13 protein-coding genes and 1 pseudogene are annotated in these 14081 nt (G+C 62.6%); 4 read left to right on the forward strand and 10 right to left on the reverse strand.

Annotated features, from left to right (window positions below; all coding sequences use genetic code 11):
* Nucleotides 1–190 precede the first annotated feature (190 nt).
* Nucleotides 191–1606, forward strand: coding sequence for a chloride channel protein (locus tag PQQ95_RS27865; RefSeq protein ID WP_408443290.1), 1416 nt, complete (start codon nt 191–193; stop codon nt 1604–1606).
* 233 nt (nt 1607–1839) lie between these two features.
* Here PQQ95_RS27865 and PQQ95_RS27870 read toward each other — a convergent pair whose 3' ends face one another.
* From PQQ95_RS27870 to map, 6 genes are all read right to left on the reverse strand, one after another.
* The gene (locus PQQ95_RS27870; RefSeq protein ID WP_408443292.1) at nt 1840–2151 is read right to left on the reverse strand and encodes a YXWGXW repeat-containing protein; all 312 of its coding nucleotides are present in this window, start codon (nt 2149–2151) and stop codon (nt 1840–1842) included.
* A 388-nt stretch (nt 2152–2539) separates the two neighbouring features.
* Nucleotides 2540–2803 carry a cell division topological specificity factor MinE gene (minE, locus tag PQQ95_RS27875; RefSeq protein WP_408443294.1) on the reverse strand — a complete coding sequence of 88 codons (264 nt, stop codon included), beginning with the start codon at nt 2801–2803 and terminating at the stop codon, nt 2540–2542.
* 14 nt (nt 2804–2817) lie between these two features.
* A complete protein-coding gene (gene minD / locus PQQ95_RS27880; protein ID WP_408443296.1) occupies nt 2818–3633 on the reverse strand; it encodes a septum site-determining protein MinD in 816 nt (271 codons plus the stop codon).
* 104 nt (nt 3634–3737) lie between these two features.
* Nucleotides 3738–4586 carry a septum site-determining protein MinC gene (minC, locus tag PQQ95_RS27885; RefSeq protein ID WP_408443299.1) on the reverse strand — a complete coding sequence of 283 codons (849 nt, stop codon included), beginning with the start codon at nt 4584–4586 and terminating at the stop codon, nt 3738–3740.
* Between the two features lie 232 nt (nt 4587–4818).
* Complete coding sequence (locus tag PQQ95_RS27890) at nt 4819–5352, reverse strand: GNAT family N-acetyltransferase (RefSeq protein ID WP_408443300.1); 534 nt, start codon at nt 5350–5352, stop codon at nt 4819–4821.
* Between the two features lie 126 nt (nt 5353–5478).
* On the reverse strand, nt 5479–6264 hold the full coding sequence (gene map / locus PQQ95_RS27895; protein WP_408443303.1) for a type I methionyl aminopeptidase: 786 nt from the start codon (nt 6262–6264) through the stop codon (nt 5479–5481).
* Nucleotides 6265–6683: 419 nt separating this feature from the next.
* On the opposite strand from map, the gene PQQ95_RS27900 reads away from it, so the two are divergent.
* From PQQ95_RS27900 to PQQ95_RS27910, 3 genes and pseudogenes are all read left to right on the forward strand, one after another.
* On the forward strand, nt 6684–7661 hold the full coding sequence (locus PQQ95_RS27900; RefSeq protein ID WP_408443306.1) for a ferritin-like domain-containing protein: 978 nt from the start codon (nt 6684–6686) through the stop codon (nt 7659–7661).
* Nucleotides 7662–7782: 121 nt separating this feature from the next.
* A complete protein-coding gene (locus tag PQQ95_RS27905; RefSeq protein ID WP_408443307.1) occupies nt 7783–9108 on the forward strand; it encodes an Nramp family divalent metal transporter in 1326 nt (441 codons plus the stop codon).
* A gap of 94 nt (nt 9109–9202) precedes the next feature.
* A pseudogene (locus tag PQQ95_RS27910) lies at nt 9203–9976 on the forward strand (alpha/beta hydrolase); the annotation flags it as partial.
* Nucleotides 9977–10125: 149 nt separating this feature from the next.
* On the opposite strand, the gene PQQ95_RS27915 reads toward PQQ95_RS27910, so the two are convergent.
* The 4 genes from PQQ95_RS27915 to PQQ95_RS27930 are packed head-to-tail and all read right to left on the reverse strand — an operon-like array spanning nt 10126 to nt 14016.
* Nucleotides 10126–10638 carry a chalcone isomerase family protein gene (locus tag PQQ95_RS27915; protein ID WP_408443310.1) on the reverse strand — a complete coding sequence of 171 codons (513 nt, stop codon included), beginning with the start codon at nt 10636–10638 and terminating at the stop codon, nt 10126–10128.
* Between the two features lies 1 nt (nt 10639).
* Nucleotides 10640–11851, reverse strand: coding sequence for a class I SAM-dependent methyltransferase (locus PQQ95_RS27920; RefSeq protein ID WP_408443313.1), 1212 nt, complete (start codon nt 11849–11851; stop codon nt 10640–10642).
* A 12-nt stretch (nt 11852–11863) separates the two neighbouring features.
* Complete coding sequence (locus PQQ95_RS27925; RefSeq protein ID WP_408443316.1) at nt 11864–12715, reverse strand: DUF1365 domain-containing protein; 852 nt, start codon at nt 12713–12715, stop codon at nt 11864–11866.
* The gene (locus PQQ95_RS27930; protein ID WP_408443318.1) at nt 12712–14016 is read right to left on the reverse strand and encodes an NAD(P)/FAD-dependent oxidoreductase; all 1305 of its coding nucleotides are present in this window, start codon (nt 14014–14016) and stop codon (nt 12712–12714) included. The genes PQQ95_RS27925 and PQQ95_RS27930 overlap by 4 nt, the downstream gene beginning before the upstream one ends.
* Between the last annotated feature and the right edge of the window lie 65 nt (nt 14017–14081).

Raw genomic sequence — 14081 nt, forward strand, 5'->3', positions numbered from 1 at the left:
CATCAAAACATTTTAGCCGACGATCAGAAAAACCTTCGCTGAACGCGGCAGCGCGCCGTGCCGCCATTACTACAGCGCGTTACATCACGTGCATTACAATCAGCTCTTTTACTATATTTCAAATTACTTTCATACAGTTTTGTCGATACGGCGCGCTTTATAATTCACGCTTTGCGCCAGCACATTCCTCATGTCCCGGGCATTCGTTCCCCTTTCTTCCAGCATCGTGCGGCGCGGCAGACGCCTGTGGCGTCAATACGGCATCTTCTGGCTCGGTGCGATCGCGGTCGGCCTGGTGGCGGTGCTGTATGCGAGGCTGATCGATTGGGGCTACGGCGAATTCCGCGCCATGCAGCAACAGCACGTATGGGCGCCGTTGTTCGTCACGCCCGCCGTCGCGGCGCTCGCCGTCTGGCTCACGCGCACGTTTTTCCGTGGCGCCGAGGGCAGCGGCATTCCGCAAGTCATCGCCACCCTGCATGGCAAGCCCGGCGAATACGGCGCAAGGCTGCTGTCTTTCCGGATTCTGTTCGGCAAGATCGCCGTGTCGTTTCTGGCGATTCTCGGCGGCTTCACGATCGGCCGCGAAGGGCCGACCGTGCAGGTCGGTGCGGCGCTGATGTTCAATCTGCGGCGGCTATATCCGCGCTCGAACGCGCAGATCGAACGGCAGTTGGTGCTCGCAGGCGCGGCGGCCGGTCTGTCCGCGGCGTTCAATACGCCGCTGGCAGGGATCGTATTCGCGATCGAGGAGCTCACGCGCAGCTTTGAAGCTCGCGCGAGCGGCGTGCTGATTACGGCGATCATCATCGCCGGTGTGATCGCGCTCGGCCTGAACGGCAACTACACCTATTTCGGCACCATTCAGATCGGCGCGCACTTCCCCAATCTGCTGGCGGTGGCCGTCGTGCTCACTGCAATCGTCACCGGCATTGCGGGCGGCGTATTCGGCTGGCTGCTGCTGAACACCGCGCGCTGGATTCCGGCGCCGCTGCGGCAATTGCACGGCGAGCGGCCGGTCGCGTTCGCCGCGCTGTGCGGTTTCGTGATCGCGGTGGTCGGTCTCATCTCCGGCGGCACGACCTTCGGCAGCGGCTATGCGGAAGCGCGGGGTCTGCTCGACGGACACGAGCACCTGTCCGTGTTCTATCCGTTTCTAAAGATGATTTCGATGGTCGGCTCGTATCTGCCGGGCATTCCGGGCGGCATCTTCGCACCGTCGTTGTCGATTGGTGCGGGCTTCGGCAATCTGCTGCATATGGTGTTCGGCTCGATGCAATTGCCGATGCTGATCGCCCTCGCGATGGTGGGCTATCTGGCTGCCGTCACCCAGTCGCCGATTACGTCGTTCGTGATCGTGATGGAGATGATCGACGGTCACGCACTGGTGATTTCGCTGATGGCCACGGCGTTGATTGCGAGCCGCGTAGCGCGCCTCTTTGCACCGCCGTTGTATGAATCGCTGGCTGAGCGCTATAGGGCGCCGCTGCCGCAGCCGGCACCCGCACCGGTGCCGGAAGTACCCGAAGTCGGCGTTCCCGAGGCAGCGGCCGTCAATGAGATTGCCGGTGATGAGTCCGCTGAAGACAGCGCCCCGCGTCAGTAAACAACAACCCCCGGCGCGCGCATATAAACCGGCCGCGCCGGCACCACTACGCAACCGGCCAACATAACCGCCAGTACGGCGATCAGAAGCAGATTCTTTTTCATCACGTGTTCCTCTGAAACACAGGCGAACGCTACGCCGGATGCACGAGCGGCGCCTGTATCGTCAACCTGAAGGGAGCGGCACGAGCGATATCGATTCCGCCGTGCCGCGCGCTGTTGAAGTGGCTGGACTTACGCCCAGTGGCCTTCAACCCAGCGATAGTTCGGACCATGTTCGACCCAATGGCCCGGCACCCAGTGGTAGCCGACACGCTCGGCCTGCCAGTGGCCCGCGACCCACACATAGCGGCCGTGGTCCCAACGCCAATGACCGTGATCCCACACATAGCCGACGCGCGGTGCCGGCACGGCTTCGTAACGCACGGCAGGCGGTGCGGACGGCGCGATCACAACGACTTCCGCGGCCGAAGCGGAGGCCACAGCGGACGCACCGGCGGCAATCAGAACAGCGTTGGCGATCAGCAAGCGAAAGGTCTTGTTCATGTTTTCCCTCTTTGGATGGACACCGAATACGGCGTTATCCGTTTAATGCGCGAGGGGACGAAAGCGCTGACTGGGGGCTTGTAACGGCGCACGCCGAAGTGCAACGGATTATTTCGACGCGCGAAAAACACGCGTGAGAAGGCCTGCGCAAGTGCACACGAACACGCGCACGAACGGAGAAGTCATGGAGACGACTGAGGAAAACGACGGATGGGATGAGCGGGAGGACGCAACGAAACAGCGAAACCGCTAAACCGCGAACGAAGACAAAGCAGCGCGCAACGACGCAAAGCAGGCATCGCAACAACAATAACGACTACAACAACAGCGCTAACGCGCTCCACCTCGCCACGTCATCTCGACACAACGAAACAGAGCGCGCAGCCCATTACGCGGAACCCGCCTGCGGTATTTCGATCTTGACCTCGAGCACTTCGAGGTCGTCCTGGCGTTCCAGGCTCACCCGAATATCGTCATCGGAGATTTTCACGTACTTCGAAATCACGGCCACCAGTTCGCGTTGCAACGCAGGCAGGTAATCGGCAGGCGCATGGCCGCCGGCGCGCTCGTGCGCGATGATCAACTGCAGGCGTTCCTTCGCTACCGACGCGGACTTCTTCTTCTCGCCCAGCAAAAACGAAAGAATCGACATGACGTGCGCTCCCCTTACTTGGTGCCGAAGAGGCGCTGCAGCAGCCCAGGCTTCTGGTAATCGGTAAAGCGAAGCGACTTCTGCTCGCCGAGGAAACGCGACACGACGTCTTTGTAGGCTTCGGCGACATCGGTACCGTCGAGGTGCACGGCCGGCAGACCCTGGTTCGACGCATGCAGCACCGCTTCCGATTCCGGAATCACGCCGATCAGATCGATGCGCAGAATTTCCTGGATGTCGGTCAGCGACAGCATTTCGCCTTCGCTCACGCGCTTCGGGTTGTAGCGGGTGATCAGCAGGTGCTCCTTGATCGGCTCCTTGCCTTCGATTGCGCGCTTGGTCTTCGACGACAGGATGCCGAGGATACGGTCCGAGTCACGCACCGACGAGACTTCCGGATTGGTCACGATCAGCGCTTCGTCGGCGAAGTGCATGGCGAGCAGCGCGCCCGATTCGATACCAGCCGGCGAATCGCAGACGATGAATTCGAAGTCCATCGCGATCAGGTCGTTGATGACCTTATCGACGCCTTCCATGGTCAGCGCGTCTTTGTCACGCGTTTGCGACGCCGGCAGGATAAAGAGGTTCTCACACTTCTTGTCCTTGATCAGCGCCTGGTTGAGGTTGGCTTCGCCCTGGATCACGTTGATCAGGTCGTACACCACGCGGCGTTCGCAGCCCATGATGAGGTCGAGGTTACGCAGGCCGACGTCGAAGTCGATCACGGCGGTTTTGCTGCCACGCAGTGCGAGGGCCGATGCAAAACTCGCGCTCGTGGTCGTCTTGCCCACGCCACCCTTGCCCGAAGTCACCACAATGATTTTTGCCATTACCCTTACCTTGTGTTCGTCAAATTCGTCAATTATGTGCGGCCCTATTTGCCGTGGAACGCCGCGTGCCGTGACCATTCAGGGCAGCGCGCGCGTCACGCCGATCAGGTGAGCCGCAGCGGTTCGATCATCAACTTTTCTTCTTCGAGCCAGATCTGTACCGGCTTGCCGAGCACGTCGGCCGGCAGCGGGTTCTCGGTCGTACGATAGATGCCCGCGATCGAGATCAGTTCCGGTTCGAGACACGTGCAGAAAATGCGCGCGTCGTGATTGCCCTGCACGCCGGCCAATGCCCGGCCGCGCAGCGGCGCGTAAATATGGATGTTGCCTTCCGCGATTACTTCCGCGCCGTAGCTCACCAGACCGAGCACGACCAGATCGCCCTTTGCGTAGATGCGCTGGCCCGAACGCAGCGGCTTGTCCACCACCATGGTTTGCGACGACGTGGCGAGGCGCACGGGCTCGGCGGCGGGAGCCGGTTCGACCGCGGCGCTCGTGGCCGGTGTGCCGTTTCCCGGCGGCACGCCGGCGGCGTCGGCAAACAGATCGGCCGGCGGCGTAGCAGTCGCGGCGGTGGCCACCGGCGCCGCAGCAGCGGGATTGGCGCTTTCTTCGTCGGACTTCGCAGCGGCGCCGCGACGGTCGCGCGCTTCGAGCAACGGCAGCGCGGATTCCGCGGCCCATGCCTGCTGCGCATTCGCCACCACGCCGACCGGGCGCATGCGCACGCTGCCGAGCAGCTCCGCGATGTCGGCGAGCGGCACGCGTTCGTTCTCGGCAAGGCGCCGCACGTCGATCGCGACGACGTCGTTAGCGAAAAATTCGGGGGTCGCCTCGAAGCGCCGGGTCAGTTCAGCACGCATTGCATCGAGGTCGGTTGTCTTGACCACGAACAGGAGCGTGTCGACAGAGCCGCTGCGGAGTTCGAAAAAGGGCGATTTCTTGGGCGACATAGCGTTCGGCAAAAAATTTTGCGTATTTTACAGGCGTCCAGGCGGGGAGCGAGCTTTTTTGCCGAGAGAACGCGCCACTGCGGCCTGAATACCCATGACGTGGCCGCGCCCTGGCCGTTCAGGCCACGCTCAGGCCGCTCGTTCGACCCTGAACTCGACCATGAGCTCGACCCTGAACGCTGTAGCGACGCGGATGGGATGTGAGCGGCAGGCTGATGCGCCGCTCGCGGGATCACTGCTGAAACACCTGCGATGTGGTCGGCACGTGCCGCACCAGCAGGCTTTCGGCCTGCTCGGGCGCGCGCGCGACGCGCCGGTGCTCGCCGGTCGGACCAAAGCCGAGCGCCTCGTAAAAGCGCATCGCATTGCGGTTGGCGTCGGCGACCCAGGCGTAGATTTCCGTGGCGCCTTCGCCGGCGAGCCAGGCGCTGGCGGTGTCGACCAGCAGTTCGCCGCCTCGCAGATGACGCACGGCCGGCGCCACCCACAACTCGCAGACGAACCCACGGCGCGCCGCAGTATCGTCGAAATAAGCTTCGACCAGTCCTGCCGGATGGCCCTCGGTATAGAGGATGAAACTCGTGGCGATAAACGAAACGGCGTGTTCGGCAGCGGTGGCGTCGAACGTGGCGGCATCCGCCGACAACGCGTCCTCTAGCGTTTCGCCGAAGGCATAGGGCGCCTCCCGCAGCGACGCAGTACGGAGTTCGCGGAAAACGGCGCCCTGGTCAGCGGCGATACGGCGAACGGTCAATGACGCACTCATGCAGACGAAAACCCCTTGAAATCCTAAGGCATAGCTTTAACCGAACCGGCTCGCGAGTCAAATCCTTATTTACCGGATCGGACTGCGGCGGCGGTTCGTGGTGCAGGCGACACGCGCCCACTGCGCTCAAGGCGCTTCGTAAGCGCCGGTGCCGTCCGGCCACGGCGTCAACAGCTCGTAGCCTGCTTCGGTCACGGCGATCATGTGCTCCCATTGCGCCGACAACGAACGGTCTTTGGTGACCACTGTCCAGCCGTCGCGCTGCACCGCAGTGGCGGCGCGACCCGCGTTGATCATCGGTTCGATCGTGAAGACCATGCCCGGCTTCAGGCGCACGCCCTGCCCCGGCTGACCGTAGTGCAACACTTGCGGGTCTTCGTGATAAACCTTGCCGATGCCATGTCCGCAATAGTCGCGCACGATCGAGAAGCCGTCGCGCTGCGCGATCTTCTGGATCGCGTAGCCGACGTCGCCCAGCGTCGCGCCAGGCTTGACCTCGCGGATGCCGGCCAGCATCGCTTCATAAGTCGTGTCGATCAGCTGGCGCGCCACGGTGCTCGGCTGGCCGACGCAATACATGCGGCTGGTGTCGCCGAAATAGCCGTCCTTGATGATCGCGACGTCGATATTGATGATGTCGCCATCTTTGAGGATTTCGCCGCGGTTGGGAATGCCGTGGCACACCACCTGGTTGACGGAGGTGCAAACCGTCTTCGGAAAACCCAAATAGCCGACATTTGCCGGAATCGACTTTTGCGTATTGACAATGTAGTCGTTGCACAGGGCGTCGAGTTCGTCGGTGGAGACACCGGCCTTGACGTGCTCGCCGATCATCGCCAGGACGTCGGCCGCGAGGCGGCCGGAGATGCGCAGCTTGGCGATGTCGTCGGGAGTCTTGTAGGTAATGGCCATGAATTCGGTCGAGGTGCGATGTTGACGATCGGTCAATTGTACAGAGGATCGCGGGACGGCTCCCGCGAGCCGGGCCAGGCCGGTTCGCCGGATGCATCCCCGCAGGACGCCGATCGCGTGCCCGCACGACGTCGATCGGCTTTCAATAACCGGCAAATCAGTGTCATCAGTCTCCCGCTGCGAGTCATGCTGCCAACGCACTCAAAAATCTTTTGTGAGGCTTGCATCTGGCAGTGCATTCGCGTCGTAAAGACGGTTGAGGACTCGATTTCCTCCCCGGCATCGTTTAGTTCTTCTCAGGAGAACGGGGCCTCTTTGCGTCCGCGATTTGCGTCAGAGCATCGCGTGAAGTGCAGTTGTCCACGCGTGTGCGTCGCGAGTCCGCGGCATTGGCGGCGAACCATCAGAGGAGCATAGCCATGTCGGAATCCAGCAATAAATCAGCATCCCTTATCGATGTATTCGATCGCCGGGTTGAACGGCGCCTGCAACGCAGACAGTTTTTTCGCAATGCCGGCGGCCTGGGCCTCGGCTTGGTTGGCGGCACGCTGATCAGCGCGTGCGGCGGCGGCTCCGGCTCGAGCGCGTCGGCCGCCAGCGCGCCGACCGATGCGGAGATCCTCAACTTCGCGCTGAATCTGGAGTACCTCGAATCGCAGTTCTATACGTATGCGACAACGGGTTCAGGTCTCGCGGCCAGCGTGACGGCCGGTGTAGGCACCATGGGCACGGTCATCGCGGGGCAGCAAGTGCCGTTCCAGGATCCGGTCGTTCAAGCCTATGCGAACGAGATCGCCAACGACGAGCGCGAACACGTCAATTTCCTGCGCAGCGCGTTGGGCTCAGCGGCAGTCGCGATGCCCTCGATCGATATCGGCGGCACCGATCCGAACGGCGCGTTCTCGAACGCGGCGCGGGCAGCGGGACTCGTCGGCGCGGGTGTCGCCTTCAATCCCTATGCGAACGACAACAACTTCCTGCTCGGCGCGTTCATCTTCGAAGATGTCGGCGTGACGGCCTATAAGGGCGCCTCCCCACTCATCTCCAACAAGACCTTCCTCGAAGCGGCCGCCGGCATTCTCGCGGCCGAGGCCTATCACGCAGGGCTCGTACGCACGGTGCTGTTTGCAAAAGGCGTCGACACGGCGAGTATCTACACGGCCGCCAACGCGATCTCCGCTGCCCGCGCCAGCCTCGATCAGAACGGCCACGACGATCAGGGTATAACGGGCGCGACACCCGGCTCGTCGAACATCGTCCCGCTCGACAGCAACGGACTTGCCTTCAGCCGCGGCTATGGCAACGTGCTCAACATCGTTTATCTGACGAGTTCCATGGCGACCAAGGGCGGCTTCTTCCCGAACGGCGTGAATGGCACGCTCAACATGAGCGCCTGAAGCACGCAATGTGCTGTGCCAGTTGCACCGGCAACGGGTCGCCGCGATGACGATCGCGCTCACCCGTTGGCCGGCCTTCATCCGCATTGTTTCGAACGCTTGAAGACGGACAGGAGCAGTCATGAACGAAGCGATGAGCCAAGCCGCTGTGCCTCAGACTCTCACCGAGCAGACCTGTTTCGATATCCGCGAGACGCTGGCGGGACGGCGTCGCGGCCTGCGGGCGATGCTGCCGTTCGTCGGCCCGGCGGTCGTGGCTTCGATTGCCTATATGGACCCGGGCAACTTCGCCACCAACATTCAGGCGGGCGCCGGCTACGGCTATACGCTGCTTTGGGTGGTGGCGGTGGCGAACATCGTGGCAATGCTATTTCAGGCCTTATCCGCCAAACTTGGGCTCGTGACCGGCAGCAATCTCGCCGAACTCTGCCGCTCGGCCCTGCCGCGCCGCTGCGTGCTCGCGATGTGGGGCATCAGCGAAATCGCGGCGATGGCGACCGACCTGGCGGAATTCGTCGGCGGCGCAATCGGCGTGTCGTTGCTCACGCATCTACCGATGATACCCGCCATGCTGATCACGGCCGCCGTCACCTACGGCTTGCTGCAGTTCGAAAAGCGCGGCTTCCGTCCGCTCGAACTGGCGATCGCGGCGCTCGTCGGTGTGATCGGGCTGTCGTATCTCGCCGAGTTGCTGATCGCGCCGGTGCATTGGCCATCGGTCGTCAGGCATACCTTCACGCCAAGTATGCCCGATAGCAACGCGTTGACGATTTCCGTCGGCATCATCGGTGCAACCGTCATGCCGCATGTGCTATTCCTGCATTCGGGACTCACGCAGAATCGCGCGAAGCCGCGCAACGAAGGCGAGCGCGCCAAGCTGCTGCGCTTTTCGAATATCGAGGTCGTGGTTGCGCTCGGGGTTGCCGGACTCATCAACATGGCGATGGTGATCATGGCGTCGAGCGCGTTTCATGCCAGTCACGCCGATATGGCCAGCATCGAAACCGCATGGCGTACGCTCACACCGCTGCTTGGCGGCGCCGCGGCAGGTCTCTTTCTTGCGGCATTGATCGCGTCCGGAGTATCGAGTTCGGTCGTCGGCACAATGGCCGGGCAGATGATCATGCAGGGCTTTATCGGCTTTCATATCCCTGTGTGGGCGCGGCGGCTCATCACGATGATGCCGGCCTTCGTGGTGGTGGCCTGCGGCGTGGATGCGACCCGCGCGCTGGTGCTGAGCCAGGTGGTGCTGAGTATCGCGCTGCCGGTGCCGATGATCGCACTGGTATGGTTCACCTCGCGCGGCGACTTGATGGGCCGCTACCGGAATCGCCGCTCGACCACGATCGCCGCGGTACTCGGCACGGTTGCCGTGCTGGCGCTCAATCTCATTCTGCTGCTGCAAGTAGCCGGCATTTCACCCTGGCCGCCGTTTCACGCGAGATGAGGTGACACGGCAATTTTCCGCATCCGGTTATCGGGTTGGCGCGTACATTGTTCGAACGCTTATTATCGAACGATTTTCGACGGACCCGACTTTCATGCCTCGACGCCTGCTTACCTTGACCGCCGCGCTGGCGCTCGCCGCTCTGGGCGGCTGCAGCGCCGCGGACGTGCTCAACGCCACCGTGTCCCACAAGAATTTCCAGGTGGAGCACGGCCTCGCGTACGGCAGTTCGCCACGGCAGACGCTCGATGTCTACCTGCCTGCCGCCCATGCGCCGCAAGACGGTTCGCACGGCCGTCCGATCGTCGTGTTCTTCTACGGCGGCAGTTGGCAGAGCGGTTCGCGCGACAGCTATCTGTTCGTCGGCGCGGCGCTGGCTTCGCGCGGCTTTGTCGCCGTGGTGCCCGACTATCGAACGTGGCCGGAAACCGCCTTCCCCGGCTTTATCGACGACGCAGCAGCAGCCGTGCGCTGGGCGCGTGACCACGCGGCCGGGTTCGGCGGCGACCCGTCACGAATCTTTCTGATGGGTCATTCCGCAGGCGCGCATATCGCGATGATGCTGGCCACCGACGGCCGCTATCTTGCCGCGCAGCAGATGAGCAAACACGATTTGAGCGGCGTGATCGGTCTTGCCGGCCCGTATGATTTTCTGCCGCTGCACGATACGACGCTTGAAGAGATTTTCCCGCCTGCATTGCGCGCTGCCAGTCAGCCGATCAACTTTGTAGAAGGCGACGAACCACCGATATTCCTCGCGGCGGGCAAGCGCGATACGACCGTCGATCCAGGCAACACCGACCGGTTCGCAGCCAGGCTACGCGCTGCCGGCGATACCGTTGTGGTGAAGCACTATCCGCGGATCGGGCATGCACTGCTGGTCGGCGCCATGGCCGGACCGCTGCGCGGCTTTGCGCCCGTACTCGACGACACCAGCGCGTTTATCGACGCACAGGTGAGCCGTAAGGCGCAGCATGATAGTGACGCGCAACCGTCGCCATGCGCATCATGCACGCCTCACTGCGTCATGCCGAGCAACTGCTTGCGCAAGGTCGGTGCGCGCGTCGACGGATCGAGCCAGATGCCGAAAAATGCCCGCGCGAATGCGGGATCGTCGAACTCGCCGGTCATGCGGTCGCCCGCGTAAAAACGCACGCCTTTGCCCGGCAGATAAACCGCGCTTAACTGGTCGCCGGGACCGACATCGACGAACGCCCGCATCATATCCGCACGCCAGCGCTCCAGCGTATCCGCTGGAATCGCCGCGCCCGCAAGACGCTTGATCTCGCTCATGCCCGTGTCGACAAATCGCTCACGCTTGATGCCGCGAGCGTAAATGATGTGCAGCGCGAAGCGTCCGTCATAGTCGACGGGCATGCGTTCACTCCACATCTGCGCACGATAGAGCTTGAAGCCGAACACGCTGAAATCGCCCTCGCCCACGAGTTTCGCGGACTGCATGTCGCCGCGCCAATCGGCACAGGCAGCCGTTGCCCACAACACCAGCACGAGCGCCGCGAGCACACGCATCTCAGTCCGCCGATGTGAGCACGAATTGCATCACGTCCGTGCGTCCTTCGTCGAAGCCGGCTTCGCAGTAGGCCAGATACAGCCGCCACGTCCGCACAAAAATCTCATCGAAGCCTTGCGTGTGGATCGTATCGAGTTGCGCTTCGAACGCGCTGCGCCAGCGGCGCAGGGTCTCTGCATAGTCGCGTCCAAACGCCAACGACGTGCGCGCCGCAAGCTTGCCACGCCGCGCCGCTTCGATGAAACGCTGCGGACTCGGCAACATGCCGCCCGGGAAAATGAATTCGCGAATGAAGTCACTGGTCGCGCGGTAGGCTGCGAAATGCGAGTCGTCGATCGTGATGGTTTGCACGAGCGCGCGTGCACCGGGTTGGAGACGTTCGCGCAAGATACGGAAGTACGTCGGCCAGAATTTCTCGCCGACGGCTTCGAACATTTCGATCGATACGATGCTGTCGTACTGGCCGGTCAGCGTACGATAGTCGCGCAGTTCAAGATGCACCCAGTCGCTCAGGCCTGCTTCGCTCACACGCTGCCTGGCGAATTCGAGTTGCGCTGGCGAGATCGTTATACCGTGGACGTGAATGCCCTGGCGCGCCGCGTGCATCGCAAAACCGCCCCACCCGCAGCCGATTTCCAGAATGCGCATGCCTTCACGCAAACCGAGCGTATCGATGATGCGTTGATACTTCGCACGCTGCGCGTCTTCGAGCGATTGATAGAAACTGCCGTCAAATACCGCGCTCGAATAGGTGAATGTCGCATCCAGCCACTGCGCGTAAAACGCATTGCCGATGTCGTAGTGCGCGTGAATATTCCGCTGGCTGCCCGAACGCGTATTCGGCCTCAGCTTATGACGCAACCCGTACCAGAGTTGCGCGAGCCAGCCGCCGTAGACCGTGCGTTGCAGCGCGCGCTCATTGCGAATCGCAACGCGCAGCAACGCGGCCAGGTCAGGCGTGTCGACCCAGAACGCGCGCCATGCGTCGGCGAAACCGATATCGCCTTTGCGCAGAATCGCGCCGCAGGCCCGCCAGTCGCGCAACTCCAGACGAGCGCCCGGCGCCGCGTGCGGATCGCCGAACACGCGCTGCTGACCGTCCGGCGTGATCAGCACCAGATGCCCCACTTGAATCCGTTCGAGCAGAGAGAGAAACAGACGGCCCGAGGCGGGGACGGTTCGGTGCCCGCTCAGGGTTCTTGAAAGCGCCATGGCTGAATCTCCTCAATCGGACGAAATGGGGCGCGCAGCGGCGGACGGTTGGCCGGTTGCGGCGTGGTCGGTGGTTGCGTCGGCAGGGCGAGCCGGCGCGGGATGTTTGCCGTAGAACGGCGCTTTTTTGATGACGAGACGCAACGCCTGCCAATGGATTCGCGCGACAACGCCGACGGTCAGCAACGGCTGACGGATCAGCGCGGCAAGTGCTGTCGAGAGCGTCAAGGGTGTTAAACGACCGCCCAGCGCCGTGCGGATCAGCAAACCGTCAGCGTCCTGGTAGTCGATAGAAATCAACGCGCTGTTCGGGGTCTCTCTGACGCGAAATTCGTAAGTCCCCTCCACGCGGCAAAACGGCGACACGTGCAGCACTTTTCGGCATTTGAGTTCCGTTTCAGCCGTAATGGACGTGTTCCCCGCAGCGCTCAGCAGATAGCAGTGACGATCGCCGAAGGTGTTACGCACCTCAGCCAGCAACGCGCGCAGATGCCCGTCGCGATCGTGGCAAAACCAGAAACTGACCGGATTGAACGCATAGCCGAACACACGCGGAAACGCTTGCAGCCAGATCTTGCCGTCCGCGCCTTCAATACCCGCCGCTGATAATTGCGCGCGCATCCATGTGGCAAGATCGCTGCCGTCACGCGGACCGTGATCGCGCTGTTGCAAACTAAGCGGACGCCAGCGATCGACGCCGAACCAGCGGTTATCGAGCGACGCAAGACGATCCAGATCGCAGCGCACGCAAAACACCGGGTATGTGAAGCGGTGATGCTTCGGCCGCAGACGTTCGTGCATCACCTGACCCGTCAACAGCCAGGCAGCCGGATCAATATTGGCTTCGACGCGAGCGGGATTCATAGCCTGGCCCACGCCGGCGACGCGTCGAAATCAGCGGCCACGCGCAGTGCCGATCTCAGTCCGTCCTCGTGAAAACCGTAGCCCGTCCATGCGCCCGCGAACCACGTTCGGTGTTTGCCTTGCAGCGATGGCAGACGGTGTTGCGCATCGATAGCCGCCAGATCGAACAACGGGTGGTCGTAGACAAAGCGGCGCAACTCGGTGCCCGGCGCGGGTTGTGTAACCGGATTGAGCGTGACGACGAGCGGCGTCCTGAACGGCAGCGGCTGTAGTTGATTGACCAGATAACTGACACACACCGGACGCGTACCGTCGACGGCGCGGCTCCCCAGATAATTCCACGCCGACCACACGCGTTGACGGCGTGGCAGCAGAGTCGTATCCGTATGCAGCACGGCGACGTTCGGCTGGTAGCGCACCGCGCTGAGCACGCTGCGCTCGTCCTGATCGGCGTCGTTGTCCAGCAGACGCAGCGAGGTCGGCGCGTGGGTGGCGAGCACCAGCGCATCGAAGCGCTCGGTGCCGTTGTCCGTGAACACATCGACGCCGTCGGCATCGCGCCGCACGCCTTTAACCGCGGTACCGATACGCACGTCATCAAGCGTCCCGACGATACGCCGTACATATTCGCGCCCGCCTCCCACCACCGTTTTCCACTGTGGCCGGCGGTTTACCTGCAGCAGCGCATGGTTCAGACAGAAGCGCAGGAACGTGGTGGCCGGGAACGTGAGGATATCGGCGGTCGCGCTCGACCAGATCGCCGCGGCCATCGGCAGCAAGTAGTGGTGCTGGAACGCGCCGCCGTAGCCGCCAGCCGTCAGCAGTTCGCCCATCGACGCGCGCGTTTGTGTCGCGAGTTCGAGATTGCGTTGCGCACTGCCGTTGAAACGCATGATGTCGCGCAGCATGCCGATGAAGGTCGGCGAGAACAGGTTGCGACGTTGCGCGAAGACCGTATTCAGGCTGGTGCCGGCCCATTCGAGGCGGCCTTCGTCGAGTGAGACCGAGAAGGTCATTTCACTCGGGTGCGACTCGACGCCCAGTTCGGCAAACAGCGCGATCAGGTTCGGGTAAGTACGGTCGTTAAAAACGAGGAAACCGGTGTCGACCGGATGCGTGTGGCCCTCGAGCGTGACGTCCACGGTGTTGGTATGGCCGCCCGCGTAGCCTGCCGATTCAAACAGGGTGACCTGATGGTTGCGCGCGAGCAGATAGGCGCTGGCTAACCCCGAAATACCGGCGCCGATGACCGCAACCCGCGAGCCGCGCGGTAGGGGTGAGGTCGGTGCGGGATGGGTCATGGGCGCGCCTCCAGGTCATGGGGGCGCGCATTGATTGAGGGGATGTGGCGGGCGTTGCGCGTCCT

The organism is Paraburkholderia caffeinilytica, assembly GCF_046030355.1.
Taxonomy (GTDB): Bacteria; Pseudomonadota; Gammaproteobacteria; order Burkholderiales; family Burkholderiaceae; genus Paraburkholderia; species Paraburkholderia caffeinilytica_B.